The following is a 22,699-nucleotide window of genomic DNA, read 5'->3' as shown; positions in this document are numbered from 1 at the left end:
AGGAGGTGAAGGGTTGAACGTACACATTACAGTGATTCTTCCTTTACTATTCCTATTAGCTTTATGTTTGCCTGCTCAGGCATTTGCGGAAAGAGGCAGCCATCCGTCTAAAGAAAAAGGGAACGTGGTTCAGCAAGATCAAGCTCCACAAGCCGTGCATGCAAAAGAAACTAATGACAACGCAAAGAAACCATCTGTTCAAGCGAATAAAAATCAGAATGTTGAAACGACTGTTGAAAATAAAGGGAAATCAAGAGATGTTTCTGATGACACGAAGCACCCATCTACGAAAGAAAATAACAGTCAGAACGGCAGCACCTCGGTTAAAAAGAAAGAAAAATCGAAGGATTTGCCCGATCAAGCAAATGACAAAGCAAATGAAGCAATCAATAAAACTGGTCAATATAAAGAAAAAGAAACAAAATCAGATCGTTCTCCGCAAAAACAAAAGGGGATGGAAAAACAAAAAGAACCTGTCTCAGCTCGAAATACAGCGCCTTATTCTCGTGAAAAAGTTCATACACCAATTGAAAAGAGTAAGGACGTCCCTGCTAGTGAACATAACGTGTCGGAGCCTTCACAACAAGATTTGCCTGCTCCATTACCAACTAAGAAGGAATGGGAGCTGCACATTCTTCAAGCTCCACAATCTATGAAAATTCATGCTGGTGCCGCCAATGATTATAAAGGGAGCAGTAAGACCAAACTGGATTTTCTACCTGGGGAGACCGTTCGATTAGGAGTTAGACGGAAACAACCTTTTGTAAAGAGGAACCATATATTCCGCAACCAATGGGTTAATGCACCGCCAACACCACCGCCAAAGCTTGCTCCTTCATTTTTACGTCATGTATAAAACCTAAAAAATAATAGAAATGAAGGAGCGAAATAAACATGAATTTTTTAAACGGTAAAGCAGTTGTAAAAACGTTCATTCTAGCAAGTGTGCTTTCTATTGGAGTGGGAGTTCAAGTGAGTGAAGCCGCAGGAAAAGGCGGTAAGCAAATGAACGATGCGAAGGTTGAACAAAATGTTCCATCTGAAAAGAAAGCGCAAGAAAAACAAAATCCATCTGCCGAAAAGAAAGCACACTCAAAAGCGAGTGAAAAAGCCAGTGAACAAGCAAAAGCCAACGCCTCAGCGAATGCAGCTGTACATTTTTCAAATAACGAAGACAGAGCAAAAGAAGAAAAAATAGAAGAGGATTCAACAGGAAAAGCAGTAGAAGAAGAAACGATAGAAGAGGAAGCAGCAGAAGAATCGGCAGACGAAACAACCATAGAAGAGGAAACTGCAGAGGAAGCCGCTATAGAAGAAACGACTGAAGAAGAAGCAGCAGATGAAGAAGTAAAAGAAGTAATGGAAGATGCCGTAGTATTAAATGGAGAAACGAATAACGACGCAGAAGAACAAGAAAATGAAGACGCAGCTGCAGGAGAGGAAGAAACCGAAGAGAATACAAATGAAATGGTAAACCCATCTGCTGAAAACAAGCTGCTGGCGCTGGCAAGTGAAAAAGCAAGCGAGCAAGCTGTCATTCACGCTGCCTTTCATTCGGCTGTTCTTGCACGTATAGAAGAATCGGAAGAAGATGCAGATGATAAAGAAACAGAAGAAGCAGCAAATCAATAAACATTTGCAGCCGCTCTTAAAAGCTCTGTGGAAAGTAAACTCCACAGAGCTTTTCTCATGAAATCTCGAAGAAATGCTAATATTCCTCTAATCATTTGTTAAGTCACACCCAAAAGGCTGCCCCAATGAGCCGGTTTTATCGACTTATGGAACAGCCCTTTTGTCATTAATGATGGCTAGACAGGTGCATCGATTTCATCATCTTCTAGTTTTTTCTCTAGATAGTCGATGTCTTTTCTAGCATTAAATCGTTCTGCTTTTTCTATTTTAACAGCAACACTGTATTGTGGAATGCCTGAAGGACTGTCATAGATACCTTTAGGAATGAGGAAGTTACCTTCAGGGAAATGGAGTCCTATGTTTCCGCGTGCAATATCTGTAAAGAGCGCTTTGCCCTGGAAAACGCCATGCTGATTGTACACAACGATTCCTTCTCCTTCCACTATATTTAAAGTGTTCGCATCTTTTGAATTCATAAGGACGTCATATCGTCCAGCATTATTGAACGGATCATTTTCCTTAAATACCATGGAGTTAAACTGCTTGCCGCGTCTTGTGGTTACATAAAATGTACCTTCTGGCTTTTCAAGGTTTGGTATGTCAATCGGAATTAAGTTCCCGCGGCCGTCCGGCGTTGGACATTCACCGTCTTCACATAACCAGGCGCCGCCCCATTGGAAAACATCTCCTTGTTTTTTCAGGTGCTGAATCCCGTCGTAATCAGGGTTTGCTTTGGCAATTTCGTCTCGAATCTCCTGGGCTGTTTCAAAGTTTACAAGGTGCGCTGTTTCAGGCTTCACTCGTTTTGCAAGTTCTACATAAATTTTCCATTCAGCCCGAGCTTCTTCGACCGGCTGCTTGTTTCCTTCAATTTCAGGCGAGAAATAAACCATACGTTCCGTTGACGTTGACGTACCGCCACCTTCTTGTTCGAAGCGCGTTTTTGCTGGAAGAACAATTACCGCTTCTTTAGCGTCTACTAGCGTCGAGGTATTCAGTATAATATCTTGATGGACGCGAATGTCTACTTCTGAGAGAGCTTTTTCGATAAATTCTGGGTTTGGCATCGTTTCTAAAAAGTTACCGCCGCTCATATAGTAGAGTTTCAGCTTTTTCTCATGGTCATCAGGAAGTGCTGCATGTTCAAGGTTAACCCCTACAATGTCTCCTTGCCATTTAGGAAGATCAAAACCCCATAATTCTTCGATCCGTTTTACATTGTCCTCATCCCAGCCGCCGCCAGGGAGAACAAATGGATCGGCTCCCATTTCGCCTGTGCCTTGTACACTAGAGTGCCCGCGAAATGGCATTAAACCGGCATGTTCACGGCCGAGATACCCTCTTAAGAGGGCAAGGTTGGCTACTTGGGAAATGTTATCTGTTGCAAAGGAATGCATTGTTAACCCTAAAGCCCAGGCAAATACAGCATTTTTACTGTTAGCTAGTAATTCAGCTAATTCTCGAATTCTTTCTTTTGGCATACCGGATGAGTGAATGATGTCCTCCCATGAAAGTTCATCGACTTTTGCTTTTAACTCTTCATAGCCATTAACATGATTTTGTACAAATTCATGGTTAATAGCAGAACCGTACTGCTCTTCTTCCATTTCAAACCAGTGCTTCATGATTCCATGCATAAAAGCAATGTCGCCGCCAATATTCACCTGGTAGAAATCATCAGCAACCTGTGTGCCAAACAATGCGGATTCGGCATTGGACGGAACCCAATATTTATCCATGGCCGGTTCTTTGTACGGATTAATAACAATAATTTTCGTTCCTTTTTTCTTAGCAGCTAACATATACTTGGTAGATACCGGTGAAGCGTTTGATGCGACGCTTCCCCAGAATACAAGGACGTCCGTTCCGATCCAGTCTTTGTACGTACAGCTGGAGGCCCCGATTCCAACCGAACGCTTCAAAGCTGTTTTTGATGGAGAGTGACAAATACGGGATGCGTTATCGACATGGTTTGTCCCTAAAAAGCGTGCAACTTTGCCTGCAGTATAATAGGATTCATTTGTGATCCCTCTTGAAGTAAGGTAAAAAGCATATTGTTTTGGGTCTAATGTTTGCATTTTCTGAGCAATCATATCCATCGCATCATCCCAGCTGATGCGAGAAAATTTATTTTCCCCTTTGCGGCGGATTAATGGATAGGGGATGCGTCCCATTTTACGAAGCTCTGCGCTTGAATATTGCCGCAGTTTATCGACATCCTGATGGACAATCTCTTCTTTTAAAGGCGGCATCGTGCTTAAACGCAAGACATTCAAGCGGGTCGTGCAAATATGCGGTCCTTTTAATGTTTGGTCATACAAACCGGAAACACCGAGCGCGCAGCCGTCACAAACCCCTTTTGTGAGAATGTTTGTGGCGTATTTTAAGTTGTCTTTATTTTCCCAAGCTACCTTCATGGTGTCACGAATATGTTTTGGTTTAATTTTTCCTAAACCAAACGGAACAGGGCTTACCCAATGTTTGGGAGCGGGGATTTTTGAAATGCTGGTAGGACCACTATGTAAAGTTCCTTTTTTAGGATCTTTTTTCGTTACATTACTCATTCGAATCAGCTCCTTTATGAAAATACTATGTTTCCATACGCAATTCTTTGCCGAAAGGTTAGAATAAACCACCGCCATCTTTCTTGCTTGAAAAATATAACGGTGGTTGAGTCTTTAACAGGGCCGCTGTCAAGTACCAACCTTTAATAAGATTTATGGTTCGATAGATCTAAGACAGTTAACGGGGAGCCTTAAACAGGAGCGCTGCTAAGGTGTCATCCTCTTCATTATACTTTAGGAAAGTTTAACTTTGTTAAAGGATCAAAGTATAAGAAAAACTAAGGACTTTCGCCATTAAGGACTTGGCGATAAGCCAAGTTTTTCTAAAAAGGTAAGAAATAATAAATATTTGGCGTTTTACATGTCTAGCATAAGCGCCTACTCGCTCGAGATTCCTTCGGTTCGTCAATGGAAAGCAAATATCAGCTTTCCATATGCCGCCCCTCCAGGACTTGTCGCTCGTAAGCAAGGCGCTTGCGCTTTTCTTATATAAACAGATTTCGATTAGCTTACTAGTTTCTCCTTCGACTCTTTTTCTTTTTTAATCTTTTTAATATCTAATCGAGTCAAGATAGAAATAATGAGTGCTAAAATAAATAATCCGCTGAAGAAATTTAAACTGGCTGCATAACTTCCCGTTGTATCTTTCATCCAGGCTGCAAACATAGGACCTGCTAAGCCGGCTGCGGACCAGGCAGTTAAAATATACCCATGAATCGCTCCGAGCTGCTTTGTTCCGAAAATGTCTCCTATATACGCTGGAACAGAAGCGAAACCGCCTCCATAACAGGCATATACAATGACAACCATCACCGCATACACGACTTGATGTGTAATGGAAGGCAAGAAGAAAAAGATAGGGATTTGCAGTACGAAGAAGGTTGTATATGTATTTGGTCTGCCGATGTAGTCTGAAACAGCAGCCCAGCCGATACGGCCAAGCCCATTCGCAATGCCTAATACTCCAACTAAAGCGGCGGCTGCACCTGCTGTTAATCCAACGCTTTCAATGGCTAATGGCTTCATCGCAGAGATAACCGCAATACCGCACGTCACATTGATGAAAAGCATCAACCATAGAAAATAAAAACGCTTTGTTTTAACGGCTTCGTTTGCTGTTAATTGAGCTAAATCTTCATTTACTTTCATTTTAGACGTACTTGCTTTTTCATTAAATCCTTCTGGCAGCCAGCCTTTAGGAGGTTTTTCAAGATAAAGGGAGGATAACAGCATAATCATGAAATAAGAGATTCCCAATATGAAAAAAGTATTCGCAATTCCTGTTGATTGAATCAAAGCGTCCATAATCGGGCTGGCGATAGCTGCTGCAAACCCAAATCCCATAATGGCAAGCCCTGTTGCTAAACCTCTTCGGTCGGGAAACCACTTAACTAACGTGGATACCGGCGCAATATATCCAACACCAAGACCGATTCCCCCGAGTGCCCCGTAAAAGAAATACAGAAGTGTTAGAGATTCCATAATTACTGCCACACCTGAACCAGCAACACCAACGCCGAAAAAGGCAGCAGCTACTAACCCTGCAGCTTTAGGACCGTATTTTTCCACAAAATGTCCCATAAAAGCAGCAGATAATCCTAAAAATAAGATAGCTAAACTAAAGGTTAACTGCACTTGGCTGTCCGACCATCCATATTGCTCTGTTAATGGCTGAGTAAAATTACTCCAGGCATAGACAGAACCAATAGAGAGGTGGATGCCAACGGCTGATAAGGCAATAAGCCAACGATTTTTTACTTTTTCCATGGTTGTTCACTCCTTTTTGTTCAAAAAAACCGCCGCCTTCTTTTGGAGTAATGATCGTTTCAAAGAAATCTTCGATCACCAAAAAAAAGCGACGGTTAGTATAGAGCAGGAACGCTACTTTTTACCAACGTTCAATCTTTTAAATTATGTATACACGAATTATAACCGAAAACAGGATCGCTGCCTCGTATCATAATTGTTACAAAGTTATGAACACGTTGCATTCTACCTTATTATAAGTGAAAAATCAATATTATTTACAGTGAATCTATAAATATCATTTCTAAAGGAAGCCTGTGAAGAGTAGGAAAGGTAATTTCGATTCTATTCGAAATAATTTTCAGTGGCACCGCACCAAAGCAATATGTTTTCCATGGTTGCCGTTGTGCATCCTGTAAAAAACATCCTTAGCGGAATAGTCTGTTTCAGAAAAACAAATGACATAAAGAACCTGTTGTGCTTTTCTCACAACAGGAATTTTAAAGAAATGCGGCAATCCACATTAGAAGGTAATTTATCTAACATTTTGATTCATTGTTGTCTTGTTCATAATGCTTATTATTGTGAGCATAGTTTAATATATGATTTGAATGGAAGAAGGACTAGTCAAGGGCGTATTCTTTCAAAAAAACACGTTTTCCCTAGATGCCTCTAGTTTATTATTAGGATTTTGGGATGATCTATCTGCTTTCTTAATGCACATGTGTCTATAGGACGGGCGTAACTCCATATAATGTATGCAGGCATTGTTGCAGTACAAGTGCTAAAGAAATAAATCACATAAGTTGATTATTTATAATTTAACGAATTTTTTAAAAATTCATTTGATTTTTGTTCCAACTGTGTTATTATTAATTCAACAAAGTTCAAACATACGTATGTACGAACAAACTAATGTATGAACTTTAGATTAACCCTACAAAAAATAAACAAAATTATAAAAGGGTGAATGATATATGAGGGAAAGGCTGAAAACTGGTCCATCAAAAGAAATGCTTGAACATATTTTTAAACCTGCTATTCAGAAAGATTTAAAACGTTCCTTTTATAACATGATCACAGCAAGCAAGGCTCATCTTCTCATGCTTATGGAAGAAAAGATAGTAAATAGCAGCGATGGAGCACAGATTTTACAAACACTTCAATATATGGAAAAATCAGGACCAAACGTTTTAACAGTTGATCCTGCGCTTGAGGAACTTTATTTTAATATGGAAAAGTATATAGTAGATGAAATAGGGGTAGAAGTAGGAGGGCGTCTGCACACTGGACGCAGCCGAAATGACCTGTATTCTACTGTGACTCGAATGAACACTCGAGAAAGAATATTGGATATACTAAAAACATTAAATGAGCTAAGACAGGAACTTTTGGATAAAGCGTACAAAAACCTAGACATGGTTATGACTGGATACACCCATATGCAGCCTGCTGAACCCGTGACCTTAGCCCATTATCTGTCCGGAATATTATTTTCTTTGGAACGAGACTTTTTTCGCTTAGTTAAAGCCTATCGCCACCTCAATTTATGCCCGCTGGGGTCAGCTGCTTTTGCTTCGACGTCCTTTCCTATAAATAGAGAAAGAACAGCTGAGATGCTAGGATTCGATGATATAATGAATAATTCAATGGATGGAGTAGCATCAAGGGATTATGTATTAGAAATACTATCATCTCTAAACATTTCGTTAATTACTTTAAGCCGTTTTAGTCATGATTTGTATATATGGTCTACAGATGAATTCTCAATCATTGAACTGGATGATTCAGTAGCTGCAGTTAGCAGTATTATGCCGCAGAAAAAAAATCCGATTATCCTAGAACATATTAAAGCTAAAGCAGCCCACGTGCAGGGAGCTTATATTTCTGCTTCCAGCGCTTTGAAAAATATTCCGTTTACACACACACGGGAAAGTAGTGTTGAAGTAATTAAATTTTTCTGGGATGCTGTAAACGAAACAGAAACTGCGTTAGTGTTAATGAAAGCAGCTGTTGAATCAATAACTGTTAATAAAGAAAAATTAAGTGCTCGATTTAACACTAATTTTGCTACTGTTACTGAATTGGCTAATGTGCTTGTAAGAACGGAAGGATTATCATTTAGAATGGCACATACGATAGTAGCTCGGTTTGTTGCTGAAAAGATACGGCAAGGCAATTACTCTAGTGATGCAAATGAAACATTATTAAAAGAAGTTTTTTATGAAAGCGTGGGACGAGAAACAAAAATTACAACCGAATTAATTGAAATGGCATTAGATCCTGCTCACAATGTAGCAGGAAAAAATACAAAAGGTGGACCTTCTCCAGAAGAAGTTAAACGACAGCTTGAACAATTAGAAGAAAAAGTGAATCAAGATCAGAGAACGTATTGGATGAAGATCAACCAAATAGAAGAAGGATACATTCTATTAAATAAAACTCAAGCATTATTGGGGCAAAGAGAGGAAATTTAAGGAGAGTCAAGTGTAATGAATGAAAATAACGGGATTCCATTGTACTACCAATTAAAAGAAATAATTAAAGAAAAAATTAATAATGGTGTTTGGGGAGTCGATGACCGAATACCAAATGAGATTGATTTAGCTAAACAATACAACTTAAGTAGGTCGACAGTTAGACAAGCTATATTAACGCTAGTAAGGGAGGGGGCGTTATACCGTAAACAAGGGAGAGGAACTTTTGTTGCTAAACCGAAGCTTGATGCCGATTTTATCAACTTCTATTTCCCTCAAGATTTAGGTACTCAGCACAAGTTGATTAGAAACAAAGAAATGGAATGCTTGCCGTCTATCAACGAGTTACTCGAAATTCAATCCGACCAGAAGGTATATGAATTATTTAGAATAAGACTGTTTAATGAAGAGCCTGCAGCCTTAGAAAAATCCTATATCACTTCTGATTTAGTGCCTAACTTTGAAAATAACAATTTTGAAGGCAGGTTATATGATTTATTATCTGACGAATACGGGATAGACATTGTAAAAGCTGAGAACTATATAGAACCAATTATTTTAGAAGAATACGAAGCAAGCAAGTTAGAAGTTCAACCTATGACTCCTGCTTTAAAGCTGACTAGACTAGGGAAAGATATGACAAATCAGCCAGTTGTTTTTACAGAAAGTATTATTCGCGGAGACAGGTGTCGTATTTATCTTAAATCAAGATAATTCTTGGTTTGAGATAGCGCTATAATTTTTGAAATATTAATTTTATTCTAAAAATTAAGAAAGGTTGATAGTGGATGAGAAAGAAAACTTTTTGGAGTCTTATTATAACTATTCTCATGATGATGGTTATAGGGGCGGCATGTGGTTATGAGCCAGAAGAGTCAGTAAGCGAGAACAATGAGGCAACTTCAGGTGATGACAGTGCATCAGAAGAAGATGATGCAGCGGAAAATAATGAAAGTGCAGGAGATGTTGAAGAACAAAAGTTATTGTTAGGAACATCCAGCCAAGGAGGAACTTACTATGTTTGGGGTGGTGGATGGGCTGATATCATGAATGAAAATGTCCCAGAGGCAGACATAGGTGTAGAAGTAACAGGAGGTCCTACTACCAATATACAGTTAATAGAAGAAAAGGAAATGGAATTAGGGTTTGTAACCTCATGGCTTGGGGGTGAAGCTCATGAGGGGATAGGCTGGACAGAAGATAAATATGAAAACTTTGGAGCTATTTTTCCGATGTACCCAAGTGTTCTCTACTTATATACGCTAGAGGATAATCCGATAGATTCCATTGGTGACTTTGCAGGCCAACATATTAGTGTAGGTGCTCCAGGAAGTACAAGTGATCAAGCTGGAAAAATTGTACTTGACACATTAGATGTTGAGCCAAATAAAGTAAGTTCTTTGCCAACAAATGACGCTGTAGATAATCTTAAAGATGGAATAGTAGATGCTGGTTTTGCTGTAACTGGAGTGCCAGGACCTTTCATGCTGGATTTAGAAACAACACATAATGTCAGGCACATTGAATTGAATGATGAGGAAATAGATGCCTTACTTGAAGAATATCCATTCTGGTCGACGTTAGATATTGCAGCTGACACTTATAAAGATTTAGAAGAAGATATTACTCATATTGCTTTTTGGAACTTTGCAGTTGCTTCTAAAGACTTGTCTGACGATTTAGTCTATGATCTTGTCAAAACAACATTTGAAAACCAAGAAGAATTAATTAATGTTGATCCTTCTGCAAAAGATACACTAGCAGAAAACATCGTTCATAGCAGTATGCCCCTTCACCCTGGAGCTTATAGATATTATCAAGAAGAAGGAATTGATATTCCTGATGAATTAATTCCGCCTGAAGAAAAATAGGGAAAGAAAAAATATACTATTCTAAGGAACCTTTAGAGTAAAAAAGAGACCCATAAAATGTGAGAAAGGGTCTCTTTCTTACTCAATACCACCATTTAGTAAATATTTATCCCTAATTCTTAGAACAAGGCAGATACAAAAATAGAAAGAAAAATTATAACGAAAGTACAAATAATAGAAATTCCTCAAAAGGGGGATATTCAACATTATGGATGAGTATAAGAACAATTTAAAAATTGAGGACACAGAGCTTAAAAATAAAGAAGAAGAAAATGAAAGTAACACAAGAAATTTAACAGGAGTTTCCCATTATCTTGTCGTTTCTATTGCTATTTTCATGTCATTGTTTCATATATATACATTGGGATTCAGTCCTCTCTCTCCCTGGATTTTCTATTCTATTCATCTTGGAATGGGAGCCGTATTAATTTTGTTATTATATCCCCTAACCAAAAAAGGTAATCAGCAATCGAAGATTCCTTATATTGATTTTGGTTTAAGTATATTAATGGTTCTTGTGGTTTCTTATCTTGTAATAAACATGGATGAGCTTATTTACCGAATTGGAATTACTCCAACAAATTGGGATATTGTAGTTGGCATTACGATTTTAGCCATTGTTTTAGAGATTACTCGACGTACTTGTGGAATTCTTTTACCACTTATTGCCATAGTTTTTATTTTATATGCAAGATTTGGAGAGCATATTCCTGGTGTGTTAGGTCATCGTGGATACAGCTGGGAGCGAATTATCAGCTATCTAAAAGGATTAGATGCTATATTTAGCGTTCCTTTAGCAGCTTCTGCTAACTTTGTTTTTCTGTTTATCGTTTTTAGTGCTTTTATTCAAGTATCAGGAGCAGGAAAGTTTTTTATTGATTTTGCAATGAGTGTTACAGGAAAGGCAAGAGGAGGACCGGCAAAGACATCTGTAGTGGCTAGTTCTCTATTTGGAACTGTTACAGGAAATTCAGTAGCAAATGTCGTTTCATCGGGTGCTTTTACGATTCCTTTAATGAAGAAAATTGGGTACAAACCTAAATTTGCCGGGGCTGTTGAAGCTGTTGCTTCAACAGGCGGGCAAATTATGCCTCCAATCTTAGGGTCAGCAGCATTTATAATGGCGATGCTAGTAGGCGTCCCGTATTTAACTGTTATGACTGCTGCAATAATTCCAGCCCTCTTGTATTTCACGTCTGTTTTATTAATTGTTGACTTAGAAGCGGCTAAAAAGGGGCTTAAAGGATTACCAGGCTCACAATTGCCGAGATTAACACAAGTTCTAAAAAATGCTCATTTGATTGTACCGTTGTTTGTATTAATTTTTGTTCTCGCCGTTTTACAAGCAAGCCCGATAAGAGCTGCTCTATTGGCTATACTTTCTACACTTGTCGTTACTCTTTTTAAAAAAGAATCAAGAATGGGTTTAAGTAAAATACTCGAAGCCCTTTCTAAAGGTGCACAAAATGCACTGCAAATGATTGCTGCTTGTGCAACAGCAGGGATTATTATCGGAGTTTTGAATTTAACTGGAAGTGGGTTGAAATTTGCTAGTTTAATAATCTCATGGGCAGGAGACATGCTCCCATTAGCCTTAATATTAACAATGATCGCAAGTATCATTCTAGGTATGGGGCTCCCGACTACGGCCGCTTATTTAATAACTGCAGCAGTAGTCGCACCTGCGTTAGTTGAATTAGGTGTTGATCATCTAATATCCCATATGTTCGTATTTTATTTTGCTTGTTTGTCAGCTATCACCCCTCCTATAGCTTTGGCTGCTTATGCTGGAGCGGGTATTTCCAGGGCTAAACCTATGGAAGTAGCTTTCACTGCAATGAAATTGGGCTTAGTCGCATTTATCATACCTTACATGTTTGTATATGGTCCTTCATTGCTTGGCATAGGCTCGCCACTAAATATTATGGTCTCTATTGTTTCATCATTGATTGGTGTCTTTGCTTTAGGGTGTGCCCTGCAAAGATGGTTTTGGGGGCAAAGTACAAACTTAATAATTCAAATTCTTTTATTTTCTTCCGCTTTGATCTTAATAAAGCCAGGTTTACTAAGTGATTCTATAGGCTTGTTGTTAATCTTTATAAGTTACGTCTTAAGGTTTACTATTTTTAAACAAAAAACGATAGAAAAACAAGAAGAATCTGCTGCTTTATGAGCAGGAGAAAATGATTAAGCTGCAGTTTGTGATTAAAAAATAGGAGGAATTAGCATGAATATTGCAATCATAGGGGCAGGTAATGGTGGACAAACAATGGCTGCACATTTAACGATGGAGGGCCACCTTGTCAGTTTATATGATATTAACAAGAAACTGGTTTCAGACTTAAATGAATTAGGAGGAATTCAATGTGAAGGAGTGATTAATGGGTTCGTTCCTATTGAAGCTACTACAAATATACAGCAAGCCCTTGAAGGTGCAGAAGTGATAATGTGTACAACGAACGCTAATGCTCACGAAAGAGTAGCTAAATCTATTGCTCCTTTTATTCAAGACAACCAGATTGTTTTAATTTTTCCAGGATATTGGGGAGCGCTCGAGTTTTCACAAGTGTTAGAACAATACGAGAATAACAAGAGGATTTTTATAGCGGAAACGGAATCGTTAATATACACATGCAGGTACATGAGACCCGGATATGTTAATGTCCGGAGCATCAAGCAGCAGCTGGAATTTGCAACATACCCTTCAGAAGATGTGTATGAAGTAAAGAAAAGATTGGAAAGTGTCTATCCCCAATTGACACCGCAAAAAAGCATACTTAACACAACTTTAAACAATGTTAATCCTATATTTCATACCCCTATTACACTTATGAATGCTGGACGAATAGAATCTGAAGGAGACTTCTATTTTTACCCAGAGGGAGCCACCCCTTCTGTTGTAAATGTAATAGAAAAAGTGGACCAAGAACGGTTAATGTTAGGAAAAGCCATTGGAGTGGAATTGGCCTCAGCTTTGGAATTGCTTCATCGTTTTTATAACGTTAACGAAAAAACGTTATATGATGGGATAAATAAAAATAAAGCTTATCAGAGAGGTAAAGCACCTACCACCTTAAAATACCGCTATATTTATGAAGATATACCGTATGGCTTAGTACCGATGTCTGAATTGGGTAAAGCATTAGATGTTGAAACGCCTTGTATTGACTTACTCATAGATTTAGCTGAGGTGGCTGTGAATGAGGAATTAAGATCCAAAGGAATAAATATGGAAAAATTAGGGCTCGGTAATGTAACGAGAGGAGAAATTGTTGAATATTTAAATTACTAATGCAACAGAATGATTTATTATTTGAAAAAAAAGTTACTTGCTTTTAGAATAGGGAGTTTTCAGCATGTTACCAGAAATAGTCGTTATAGGTGGAGGAGTTATCGGCTCATCGATTACTTATCATTTAGCCCGTGATGGGGTGAAAGTTATGCAGCTAGAAAAAGGCAGTATAGCTAATCAAGGAGCTGCATCGCGAGCCTCAGCTGGCGGGGTTAGGTTAAATAATCGAGATGTTAGAGAGTTCCCCTTAGCTAAAGCTAGTATCACACGCTGGAAATCGTTAGAGGAAGAATTAGATGCTGATTTGGAATATAGCCCAACTGGACAAATCATGTTGTATGATCATTCAACCTCTCTTGAAGAATTGAAAAATCAAGAAAAGAAAAACGATGCACATAAGATACAATATGAGATTGTTAACCATAATAGATTACAACATTTAATTCCCGGACTCTCGTCTGAATTCCTTAGTGGCATCTACTATCCGAGTGGAGGACATGCAAATGTGTTGCTCACTACAGTTGCTTTTTCTGAAGCAGCTCGACGACTAGGGGCAACATTTAAAAAAGGTGTAGAAGTATATTCCATCATTAAAAAGAGCGGGAAAGTTACAGGAGTTCAAACAAGTGAAGGAAATATACATTGTGGCTTAGTAATTAACGCAGCTGGAGCCTGGGCCCCAGCTCTTCACAACACCTTAAGTTTATCACTGCCTATAAAACCGTATTGCCATCAAATGTCAGCCACTTTTGCTGCTCCTCCTATTTTAAAAGGCCCGGTTATAAGTGTTCACGGCCAACGTATTTCACTTAAGCAAACAATAGATGGCCGAATCCGAGCAGGGGGAGGTTATGCTGCCAAGAAGGGACCAGATCGTTATACAGGGATATTTAATGAAGAAAGTCTTTTCAGGCAGCGTAAGACAGCGGAATCAATTATTCCGTCAATGAAAGACTATCAGGTGGATTTTGTTTATCACGGAGTAGAAGGCCATTGTGTAGATGATATTCCTATTTTGGGAGCTATGCCAAACGTTAGTGGATATTTATTAGCTGCAGGTTTCAGCGGCCATGGATTTACCTTATCACCAGCAGTTGGACAAGTGTTAGCCGAAATGGCTCAATCAAAAACACCTTCTATCTCCATTAAAGGTTTAACGGTTGATAGACATTTTGACCATGTACCTTCAATAAAAAAACATATTCACAATTCGCCCGGCTGAAATTTTCTTTTAGATTGCGACTTCGCTCTGCAAAAGGGGCTGTCCCAAAAGAATTTTCGGCTGAAATTAATAAAATTTTTGCTAGTCCGACTGATGGATCAGCCCCAATGTGAATGGATAATAAGTTTGCATCGAATAAATAAGCATAAAGATATTTTTGTTTATAGGACGCTTAAGGAACAGCGTCCTTTTTGTTTTTAAGTTGTTTAACATCCTTTGTGTTTGCGTTTTGTGAAAATGTCGCTAAAATATGTAAAAAATCATAATATTATAGATTTTATTAACAAATAATCGGTGTTTCGTTATATTGACCGGTAGTAACTATTTTATTGGGTGGAAAGTACTGTGAAAAATAACACAATCATTAAGGAAATTTTCTTACTTAGAAGTATCGCCTGCTTAAGTATCGTTTTTTTGCATGCTATCGAAATAGGGATGGAATCTATTAAATATGAGATCGGTTCGTTTACATATCTTGTTTTTGACTCCATCAATGTAATTCTTTACTATGGAACCCCTATGTTTATATTTATTTCGGAGCTGCTTATCGCATATTCATATCGAAAGAAAAACATACCGAAACATTTTCTTCGAAAGCGTTTTACTTTTATATTTATACCGTTTTTATGTATGGCGTTATTTTATTCGATACCTTATGCATCAACCTTTCAAGATTGGGCAGTAAAATTTTTCTTAAATGCATTTATTGGTGATTTTCATGGTTATTTTGTGTTAATTATTTTTCAATTTTACTTGCTTCATTTGTTTTTTCATCATTATTTAAAAAGAGCAAAACCCAGCGTGATAATCACCGTTTCGTTTCTGCTAAATGCTGGTTATTTAGCATTTTTTAATATGACAGAACCATACAATATCCTTTACTCTGAATACATTTGGGAACGGTTTTATTGGATTCCGTTCTTAGGATGGATTTTCTATTTTTCCTTAGGATATTACTGCGGTCTTTACTATGAACGTTTTATTGCCGGCTTAAAAAAATACAAAGCGGCTGTCATCGCTGCACCGATTGTTTCAACTGCTTTCTTGTTGTATGTATATCATAGTGAATTCCTTACCGTTCATAGCTCGAAGCGAATCGATATGATGCTGCATACAGCAGCTATTGGCTTTTTTATTCTTTATGTCACATCTTATTTAAAACAAATACCAAACGTTGTCATTTATATCAGTCAATATTCGTTTGGGATCTATTTGCTACATTTCTTTTATCTATTATTATTTGATGCTATCTACGGTTATTACCCTGGAACCCTGGGTGTTTCTTACGTTTTTCTATTATTTTTCGGCAGTACGACGTGTTCAATTATTTCGATATATAACCTGAATCATTGGAAATATGGAAAATATATTGTAGGCAAAATAGGTGCGGGGTATAAAAACAAACCAAATCCCTCCTATACCGTGGCATATGAGCAAAAGTCTCTTCAAAGTTAATTTTGAGATTAGTAAGCGTGGACAAGCCCTGTTCTTTTTGTTTAGAGCATAGTTTTCCTTACCGTACATCACTGAATACAGTGGTGTACTTTTCAGCATTAGATGTAAAAGGAAAAGAAAATTGAATTGGCTCAGCATCTACTTTAAAAAAGGTATATATCACAGAGTTGGACGCGTTTTATGAATAACGAGCCGAAACTAGCTTACCAAAAGGACCACAAATGAAGGGTAATAAGGAAAAATACAAAGGCTTGCCGTCATTTGATCATGGAGGCAAGCCAAGTTTTTCTTTTACCTTAGGAAACTTTGTGAAAGGATCAAAGTATAAGCCAAATGAGGGCTTTCGCCATAAGGACTCGGCGAGAAGCCATGTTTTTCTAAAAAAGGTAAGAAATTATAAATAGTTAGCGTTTTACATGTCTAGCGCAAGCACCTAATCGCTCGAGATTCCTTCGGTTCGTCAATGGAAAGCAATGGTCAGCTTTCCATATGCCGATCCTCCAGGACTTGTCGCTCGTGAGCAAGGCGCTTGCGCTTTTCTTAAAAGATAATAAATTATAAATAGTTGGCGTTTTTGATGTTTAGCTTCAGCGCCCAGCCGCTCAGGCGCACACGATGTGGGTCAGTTCAGCGTTGTCACAGGACGTGACGGTTTTAGCTGAACGTCTTATGTCTTCCCTTTCGACTCCGGGCCGCAGGCGACCCTGCGCGAAAGCTCCAGAACCTGTCGCGGCTGACCAGGGCGCTTGTGCTTTTCTTATTAACGATAACGGAAAAGGTCACCATAAACAATTTGATCTGAATAGTATAGTTCATTGTTTCCTTTATTCACTGCATCATAACAGTGATCCATCGAAATCTCTTCACCGTTTTCTCGATCATAGCATGTGTCCGCTGTGTATATGACCTCTCTGTCAACAACACTTCCATCACGGAAAACGACAAAGTCCTCTCGTTCCTCAGAAAATAAATCTCTTCCAAACATCGTGTAATCGTCAACCGAAATACCTAGCAAGTTTAAAATGGTCGGCATTACATCGACTTGACCTGACACAACATCAAGCGTCTTTCCTTCCATGCCTGGAATGTGGATGATAAGGGGTACTCTTTGCAGCTTTGCATTTTCATAGGCATCAATATCTTTATTTAAAAACTCACCCATCGCATCATTGTGACTGTCTGCAATGCCATAGTGGTCACCATAGATGACAAACATTGTATTTTCATACATATTATTATCTTTTAACTTCTCTATAAATTTACCGATCGCTTCATCTGTATATCGAACGGTAGAAACGTAATTGTTTAAGACTTCACTTTCTGAATCCAATGGTTCAATAAAGCGGTCCTCTTCTTCTAATTCATATGGAAAGTGGTTGGTTAACGTTAAAAATGTTCCATAAAACGGCTCGTCTAATTCATGTAAGTGATCAATGGCCTGATCAAAAAAGGCTTCATCTTTCATCCCCCAGCCAACTTCTTCTTTTTCACTAATATCATAATACGATTCAGAGAAGTATCTATCGTACCCTAACGTATCATACATCTCCTCACGATTATAAAATGATCGATTGTTTGCATGAAAGCTGGCTGTACTGTAACCATGAGAGGATAGTATCTCTGGGAGACCTTCGATTTTATTGTCTGGGTGCTTTAAAAAGACGGCACCGCTGCCTGCAGGGTATAGGGATGTATTAATTAAAAACTCAGCGTCTGATGTTTTTCCTTGCCCTGTTTGATGGAAGAAATTTTTAAAGTAGTAGCTTTCATCTATCAATTGATTTAAATTCGGTGTCAATTCTTTTCCATCTACTTTGTCACCGATTACAAAAGATTCGAACGATTCTAGTGAAATGACAACTATATTTCTATTTTCTGCTGCACCGAAATATTCTTTACTAGACTTTACTTCATGGTTTTCGATATGTTTGTCGATCGGCTCCCAATCCTCTTCTTTTGCAAATGTACTGCTTGCCTGCGATTTCATTAACATAAACGTGTCATAGATATAATAATTGTATAATCCTAAAGCGCTTACTAATCTTTGCCGGTCAAAAGAATGGCGCACATTTTCGGTAGATCCCGTCTGCAAAAGGAAAGTACTGAAGACCATAAAGACAGCAATAAAAATTGCAGCTCCACGCCATTGGCGAAATCCCAACGTTTGAAAGGTTAATTGAACCGATTTTGTACTTAAAAACCACAAAATGATCAATAAGTCCGCAAATAAGAAGATGTCATACCATTGAATTAATTCAATGATACTTGTGCTTAAATCTCCCATATTTGCACTCATAGCAAGCATAGGAACAGTGATCAAATCTGAAAATTCACGATAATAAACAGCATTGCAATAAAGGACAATAGATACGAACAGACTGATTATGAAAAAGTAAACGTGCTGCCATTTTTGGTTAAAAAATAAGCCAAAACTAAAAACGATAAATAGAAAAATAATCGGGTTAAGTATAAAAGTAAACCATTGAAACCATGTTGATGGCACAGTTTGAAATAAGACAAGGGTTACTAAAATTGTTTTCAAGTATATAAGCAAAATATATAACCACATTTGTCTATTAAACAAGGATTTCATCGTTTCCACCTCTCTTTTATTTTAACAAATCATATATTGCATTTCTAAAAAAAATTAATAATGAAGCAGTAAAAAAGTAATATGTTATTTAACATTTAGGCAATTTAGTTTTAATAGTGCTATTAAGCGTTTTATAAGTATTTATAATCCTAGCTTAAGTATTTATTTTCTAGAGAATTAAGTGTTTATTACCACTATAATTAATTTTAACATTCTAAAAATATTAAATGTTTTTTAGGAAATGAAATAAGGAGGTAGTATAGATTTCTATATCAAAAGGTGAGCTAATTGCAGAGTTCATTGGAAGTTTTATTCTTATTTTCATTGGTGCCGGATGTGTTGCAAGTCTAGTTCTTAATGGCAGTGAATTTGGCATGTGGGAAATTTCTATTATATGGGGACTGGGAATTTCATTGGCCCTGTACATGACGGCAGCTATTTCAGGGGCCCATATTAATCCTGCAGTAACTTTATCCATGGCTTTATATCGAGGCTTTCCATGGAGTAAAGTTATTCCGTATGTTTGTGCGCAAGTTGCTGGAACATTTACAGGTGCTGCCTTTGTTTTTGGGTTATATTATCCAGCCTTTGTATCCTATCAAGAATCCACCGGTATCGTAATCGGAGGTGAAAACAGTCAAGAGATGGCTGGTATCTTTTCAACCTATCCAGCGGTGTATTTGAATTGGTTTAGTGCTGGGTTAGTGGAAATGTGCTTAACAGCCATGTTGATTGCCGGTATTTTTTCATTTATTGATGAACGTAACGTGTTTGCTCCGCCGAAATTTTTATTCCCGCTTGCGGTAGGAATTCTTGTGGCTATATTAGGAGGGGCATTTGGCAGTATGACTGGATTTGCAATGAACCCTGCGCGGGATTTTGGACCAAAACTATTTACTGCCTTGGCAGGTTGGGGGGAAGTTGCTCTTCCAGCACAAAATTGGTATTTTTTAGTGCCAGTTATAGCTCCATTAATAGGCGCTGTGATTGGAGGAGCTGCATACGACTTCCTTATCCGCAAAAATTTGCCAGCTCTTGAACAAGGGGAAAAGGTAAAAGAGATTATGGAGACAAGAAGCAGTCCACAAAGGGAGACTAATGTAACTAATGTTTGAAAGGAGCACGGATAATGAGTAATTCTACATCATCTGTAAAACGTTCTAAACGCTTTGAAGTACTTGAAGACAGACCGGTTAATAAGGACGGGTTTGTCCAAGAATGGCCTGAAAAAGGTTTTGTAGCGATGTCAAGTCCAAATGATCCTTTACCTTCTATTAAAGTAGAAGCAGGAGAAATTGTAGAGTTAGATGGTAAAAGCCGTGAAGATTTTGATATGATGGATCAATTTATTGCGGACTATACAATAGATGCAAGTGTCGCAGAGAAAATTATGGATATGGACAGTTTAGACATATCAAAAAAATTAGTAGACATTAATGTTTCTCGCACTGAAATATTAAATATAACAAAAGGTATGACTCCGGCGAAGGTTGTGGAAGTTCTCAATCATTTAAATGTGGTTGAATTAATGATGGCCTTACAAAAAATGAGAGCCAGGAAAAAACCTTCTAACCAATGTCATGTTACGAATGTACGTGACAATCCTGTTCTAATGGCAGCTGATGCAGCTGAAGCAGGGCTTCTTGGATTTGACGAACAAGAAACTACTGTAGGTATTGTACGTTATGCCCCTTTTAATGCTCTTGCCCTTCTCGTTGGTTCACAAACGGCAAGAAATGGTGTATTAACACAGGATGCCTTGGAAGAAGCAACGGAATTGCGCCTGACTATGCTGGGATTAACGACTTATGCTGAAACCATTTCTATTTATGGCACAGACTCCGTTTTTATGGATGGAGATGATACGCCTTGGTCAAAATCGTTTCTTGCCTCCGCTTACGCTTCACGCGGAGCGAAAATGCGGTTCACGTCAGGTACCGGCTCAGAAGTACAAATGGCAGGTGCAGAAGGGAAGTCCATGCTTTATTTAGAAGTTCGCTGCATTATGATGGCAAAAGGTGCAGGAGTTCAAGGATTACAAAACGGTTCGATCAGCTGTATAGGAATACCGGCATCTGTTCCTAGCGGTCTTAGAGCAGTTCTTGCTGAAAACTTAGCCACTACAATGTTTGATCTTGAAGTGGCATCAGGTAATGACCAAACGTTCTCTCACTCTGAAATTCGCCGCAGTGCAAAAATGCTTTGTCAAATGCTTCCAGGTACGGATTTTATTTTTTCAGGATATAGTGCGGTTCCAAATAATGACGATATGTTTGCAGGTTCGAATATGGATTCTTCTGATCTAGATGATTATTTGGTTATTCAGCGCGACATGATGGTGGATGGAGGATTAAAGCCTGTTGATGAAGATAGTGTCATTGAAGTTCGTTATAAAGCCGTAAAAGCAATGCAGGCCATTTTTGAAGAGCTGGATTTTCCTCCCATTACAGAAGAGGAAATAAATGCAGCTACTTATGCCAATGGCAGCTCAGACATGCCAAAACGAAACGTGGTGGAGGATCTAAAAGCAGCAGAACGTATATTAGAAGAAGAAATTACGGGATTTGATGTAGCTTTAATTCTTGCACGCCGCGGATTTCAAGAAACCGCAGAACGCATTTTTAACATGTTAAAACAAAGGGTGGCGGGAGATTATTTGCATACTTCTGCAATAATAAACGCTAACAACACGGTCATTAGCGCTGTCAACAATGAAAATGATTATAGGGGACCAGGGACAGGTTATCGATTAAGTGATGAGCGTTGGGAAGAAATAAAAAATATTAGACAAGCTATAAGTCCAAGTGATTATTAATAGCAAGAAAGGAGGAAAATAATGTCAATCGGGACGCTTTCCATTGAAATGGAACTGCTAGAGCAAGACAGAGCAGAACAGGGAACAAACCCACAAGAAGTTGTTATTGGCATTTCACCTGGTTTTGGCAAACAATTAAATAAAACGATTGTAAAAATAGACCATGCCATGGTATTAAGAGAAATTATTTCTGGGATTGAGGAACAAGGAGGAATTCCGCGTGTTATTCGCAGTTACCGGACAGCTGATTTAGCGTTTATGGGATTAGAAGCGGCAAAATTAAGTGGATCAGGTATTGGGATTGGGTTGCAATCAAGGGGCACAACGGTAATTCACCAAAAAGATTTAGATCCTCTAAGTAATTTTGAATTATTCCCGCAATCTCCATTAATTACTCTTGAAACCTATCGGGCAATAGGGCGGAACGCGGCACTATATGCTCTTGGGCAAAGTGTAGACCCAGTACCGGTAGTTAATGATCAGATGGCGAGACCGAGATATCAAGCAGTTGCCGCAATTTTATATTTGAAAGAAGCACAGTATGTGGTGAAAAATAAAAGGTCAACGGAATTAGAATGGATGTTCTCAGTAAAAGAGGAGGAATAAAATGAGCAGCTTAACGAGAAAAGATTATCCGTTAGGACAAAAAAGAGCAGATTTACTTTATACACCTACGAAAAAGTCCTATGATCAAATAACATTAGAAGCAGCATTACAAGGAGACATTTCGAGCAGTGACATGCGGATAAGTCCTGAAACATTACTCATGCAGGCAGAAATTGCCGAAAGTTTGAACCGAATGCAATTAGGCACAAATTTTAGACGGGCAGCTGAGCTCATTCAGTTATCAGATAAAAAAATACTTGATATTTATAATTCTCTTAGACCTTATCGTTCAACAAAGGAAGAATTACTTTTGGCAGCTGAAGAATTGGAACAGCAGTATGGAGCTGTAGAAAACTCAAAGTTAGTCATGGAGGCAGCGGAAGTGTATGAAAGAAAGGGGATTCTACGACAAGAAGAGGGGTAAAT

General features: G+C 38.3%; 17 protein-coding genes. 14 read left to right on the top strand and 3 right to left on the bottom strand.

Features of this window, described 5'->3' with window-relative positions:
* Positions 1–13 precede the first annotated feature (13 nt).
* Both FZF09_RS05875 and FZF09_RS05870 read left to right on the top strand, forming a co-directional pair.
* Entirely contained in the window at positions 14–856 is an 843-nt protein-coding gene (locus tag FZF09_RS05875) for a hypothetical protein (protein ID WP_158735641.1), read from the top strand.
* Positions 857–894: 38 nt separating this feature from the next.
* Positions 895–1,632: a hypothetical protein gene (locus tag FZF09_RS05870; protein ID WP_158735640.1), complete on the top strand. Its 738-nt coding sequence runs from the start codon at positions 895–897 to the stop codon at positions 1,630–1,632.
* A 176-nt stretch (positions 1,633–1,808) separates the two neighbouring features.
* Here the strand turns inward: FZF09_RS05870 and FZF09_RS05865 are convergent, their stop codons facing one another.
* Positions 1,809–4,196: an FdhF/YdeP family oxidoreductase gene (locus FZF09_RS05865; RefSeq protein ID WP_158735639.1), complete on the bottom strand. Its 2,388-nt coding sequence runs from the start codon at positions 4,194–4,196 to the stop codon at positions 1,809–1,811.
* Positions 4,197–4,557: 361 nt separating this feature from the next.
* Between FZF09_RS05865 and FZF09_RS22975 the strand changes: the two genes are divergently transcribed.
* The gene (locus FZF09_RS22975) at positions 4,558–4,689 is read left to right on the top strand and encodes a hypothetical protein (protein ID WP_255450377.1); all 132 of its coding nucleotides are present in this window, start codon (positions 4,558–4,560) and stop codon (positions 4,687–4,689) included.
* A gap of 11 nt (positions 4,690–4,700) precedes the next feature.
* On the opposite strand, the gene FZF09_RS05860 is transcribed toward FZF09_RS22975, so the two are convergent.
* Positions 4,701–5,963, bottom strand: a complete 1,263-nt coding sequence (locus tag FZF09_RS05860) for an L-lactate MFS transporter (RefSeq protein WP_158735638.1) — start codon at positions 5,961–5,963, stop codon at positions 4,701–4,703.
* Between the two features lie 956 nt (positions 5,964–6,919).
* On the opposite strand from FZF09_RS05860, the gene argH reads away from it, so the two are divergent.
* From argH to FZF09_RS05825, 7 genes are all read left to right on the top strand, one after another.
* Entirely contained in the window at positions 6,920–8,419 is a 1,500-nt protein-coding gene (gene argH / locus FZF09_RS05855; RefSeq protein WP_158735637.1) for an argininosuccinate lyase, read from the top strand.
* 15 nt (positions 8,420–8,434) lie between these two features.
* Positions 8,435–9,133 carry a GntR family transcriptional regulator gene (locus FZF09_RS05850; protein WP_158735636.1) on the top strand — a complete coding sequence of 233 codons (699 nt, stop codon included), beginning with the start codon at positions 8,435–8,437 and terminating at the stop codon, positions 9,131–9,133.
* Between the two features lie 74 nt (positions 9,134–9,207).
* Complete coding sequence (locus FZF09_RS05845; protein WP_158735635.1) at positions 9,208–10,290, top strand: TAXI family TRAP transporter solute-binding subunit; 1,083 nt, start codon at positions 9,208–9,210, stop codon at positions 10,288–10,290.
* A gap of 208 nt (positions 10,291–10,498) precedes the next feature.
* Positions 10,499–12,463, top strand: coding sequence for a TRAP transporter permease (locus tag FZF09_RS05840; protein ID WP_158735634.1), 1,965 nt, complete (start codon positions 10,499–10,501; stop codon positions 12,461–12,463).
* A gap of 54 nt (positions 12,464–12,517) precedes the next feature.
* Positions 12,518–13,582: an NAD/NADP-dependent octopine/nopaline dehydrogenase family protein gene (locus tag FZF09_RS05835; RefSeq protein WP_158735633.1), complete on the top strand. Its 1,065-nt coding sequence runs from the start codon at positions 12,518–12,520 to the stop codon at positions 13,580–13,582.
* 64 nt (positions 13,583–13,646) lie between these two features.
* Positions 13,647–14,804 carry an NAD(P)/FAD-dependent oxidoreductase gene (locus FZF09_RS05830; RefSeq protein WP_158735632.1) on the top strand — a complete coding sequence of 386 codons (1,158 nt, stop codon included), beginning with the start codon at positions 13,647–13,649 and terminating at the stop codon, positions 14,802–14,804.
* A 345-nt stretch (positions 14,805–15,149) separates the two neighbouring features.
* Positions 15,150–16,259: an acyltransferase family protein gene (locus FZF09_RS05825; RefSeq protein WP_158735631.1), complete on the top strand. Its 1,110-nt coding sequence runs from the start codon at positions 15,150–15,152 to the stop codon at positions 16,257–16,259.
* A 760-nt stretch (positions 16,260–17,019) separates the two neighbouring features.
* Here FZF09_RS05825 and FZF09_RS05820 read toward each other — a convergent pair.
* Entirely contained in the window at positions 17,020–18,852 is a 1,833-nt protein-coding gene (locus tag FZF09_RS05820; protein ID WP_158735630.1) for an LTA synthase family protein, read from the bottom strand.
* 263 nt (positions 18,853–19,115) lie between these two features.
* On the opposite strand from FZF09_RS05820, the gene FZF09_RS05815 reads away from it, so the two are divergent.
* The 4 genes from FZF09_RS05815 to FZF09_RS05800 are packed head-to-tail and all read left to right on the top strand — an operon-like array spanning position 19,116 to position 22,697.
* Positions 19,116–19,967: an MIP/aquaporin family protein gene (locus FZF09_RS05815; protein ID WP_158735701.1), complete on the top strand. Its 852-nt coding sequence runs from the start codon at positions 19,116–19,118 to the stop codon at positions 19,965–19,967.
* A 14-nt stretch (positions 19,968–19,981) separates the two neighbouring features.
* Entirely contained in the window at positions 19,982–21,667 is a 1,686-nt protein-coding gene (locus FZF09_RS05810) for a propanediol/glycerol family dehydratase large subunit (RefSeq protein ID WP_158735629.1), read from the top strand.
* A 21-nt stretch (positions 21,668–21,688) separates the two neighbouring features.
* Positions 21,689–22,273, top strand: a complete 585-nt coding sequence (locus FZF09_RS05805; RefSeq protein WP_158735628.1) for a propanediol/glycerol family dehydratase medium subunit — start codon at positions 21,689–21,691, stop codon at positions 22,271–22,273.
* Position 22,274: 1 nt separating this feature from the next.
* Positions 22,275–22,697, top strand: coding sequence for a diol dehydratase small subunit (locus FZF09_RS05800; RefSeq protein WP_158735627.1), 423 nt, complete (start codon positions 22,275–22,277; stop codon positions 22,695–22,697).
* Positions 22,698–22,699 lie beyond the last annotated feature (2 nt).

The sequence above is a fragment of the Alteribacillus sp. YIM 98480 genome, assembly GCF_009765375.1.
Classification (GTDB): domain Bacteria; phylum Bacillota; class Bacilli; order Bacillales; family Marinococcaceae; genus Alteribacillus.
Note: the sequence above shows the minus strand (reverse complement) of the source record. Positions and strands in the feature narration are given on the sequence as shown.

Excerpts from the sequence above, each read along its gene's own strand:
- FZF09_RS05865 (WP_158735639.1), bottom strand. The coding sequence starts at position 4,196 with ATGAGTAATGTAACGAAAAAAGATCCTAAAAAAGGAACTTTACATAGT.
- FZF09_RS05820 (WP_158735630.1), bottom strand. The coding sequence starts at position 18,852 with ATGAAATCCTTGTTTAATAGACAAATGTGGTTATATATTTTGCTTATA.
- FZF09_RS05835 (WP_158735633.1), top strand. The coding sequence starts at position 12,518 with ATGAATATTGCAATCATAGGGGCAGGTAATGGTGGACAAACAATGGCT.
- FZF09_RS05870 (WP_158735640.1), top strand. The coding sequence starts at position 895 with ATGAATTTTTTAAACGGTAAAGCAGTTGTAAAAACGTTCATTCTAGCA.
- FZF09_RS05860 (WP_158735638.1), bottom strand. The coding sequence starts at position 5,963 with ATGGAAAAAGTAAAAAATCGTTGGCTTATTGCCTTATCAGCCGTTGGC.
- FZF09_RS05840 (WP_158735634.1), top strand. The coding sequence starts at position 10,499 with ATGGATGAGTATAAGAACAATTTAAAAATTGAGGACACAGAGCTTAAA.
- FZF09_RS05810 (WP_158735629.1), top strand. The coding sequence starts at position 19,982 with ATGAGTAATTCTACATCATCTGTAAAACGTTCTAAACGCTTTGAAGTA.
- FZF09_RS05830 (WP_158735632.1), top strand. The coding sequence starts at position 13,647 with ATGTTACCAGAAATAGTCGTTATAGGTGGAGGAGTTATCGGCTCATCG.
- argH (WP_158735637.1), top strand. The coding sequence starts at position 6,920 with ATGAGGGAAAGGCTGAAAACTGGTCCATCAAAAGAAATGCTTGAACAT.
- FZF09_RS05800 (WP_158735627.1), top strand. The coding sequence starts at position 22,275 with ATGAGCAGCTTAACGAGAAAAGATTATCCGTTAGGACAAAAAAGAGCA.
- FZF09_RS05805 (WP_158735628.1), top strand. The coding sequence starts at position 21,689 with ATGTCAATCGGGACGCTTTCCATTGAAATGGAACTGCTAGAGCAAGAC.
- FZF09_RS05850 (WP_158735636.1), top strand. The coding sequence starts at position 8,435 with ATGAATGAAAATAACGGGATTCCATTGTACTACCAATTAAAAGAAATA.
- FZF09_RS05845 (WP_158735635.1), top strand. The coding sequence starts at position 9,208 with ATGAGAAAGAAAACTTTTTGGAGTCTTATTATAACTATTCTCATGATG.
- FZF09_RS22975 (WP_255450377.1), top strand. The coding sequence starts at position 4,558 with ATGTCTAGCATAAGCGCCTACTCGCTCGAGATTCCTTCGGTTCGTCAA.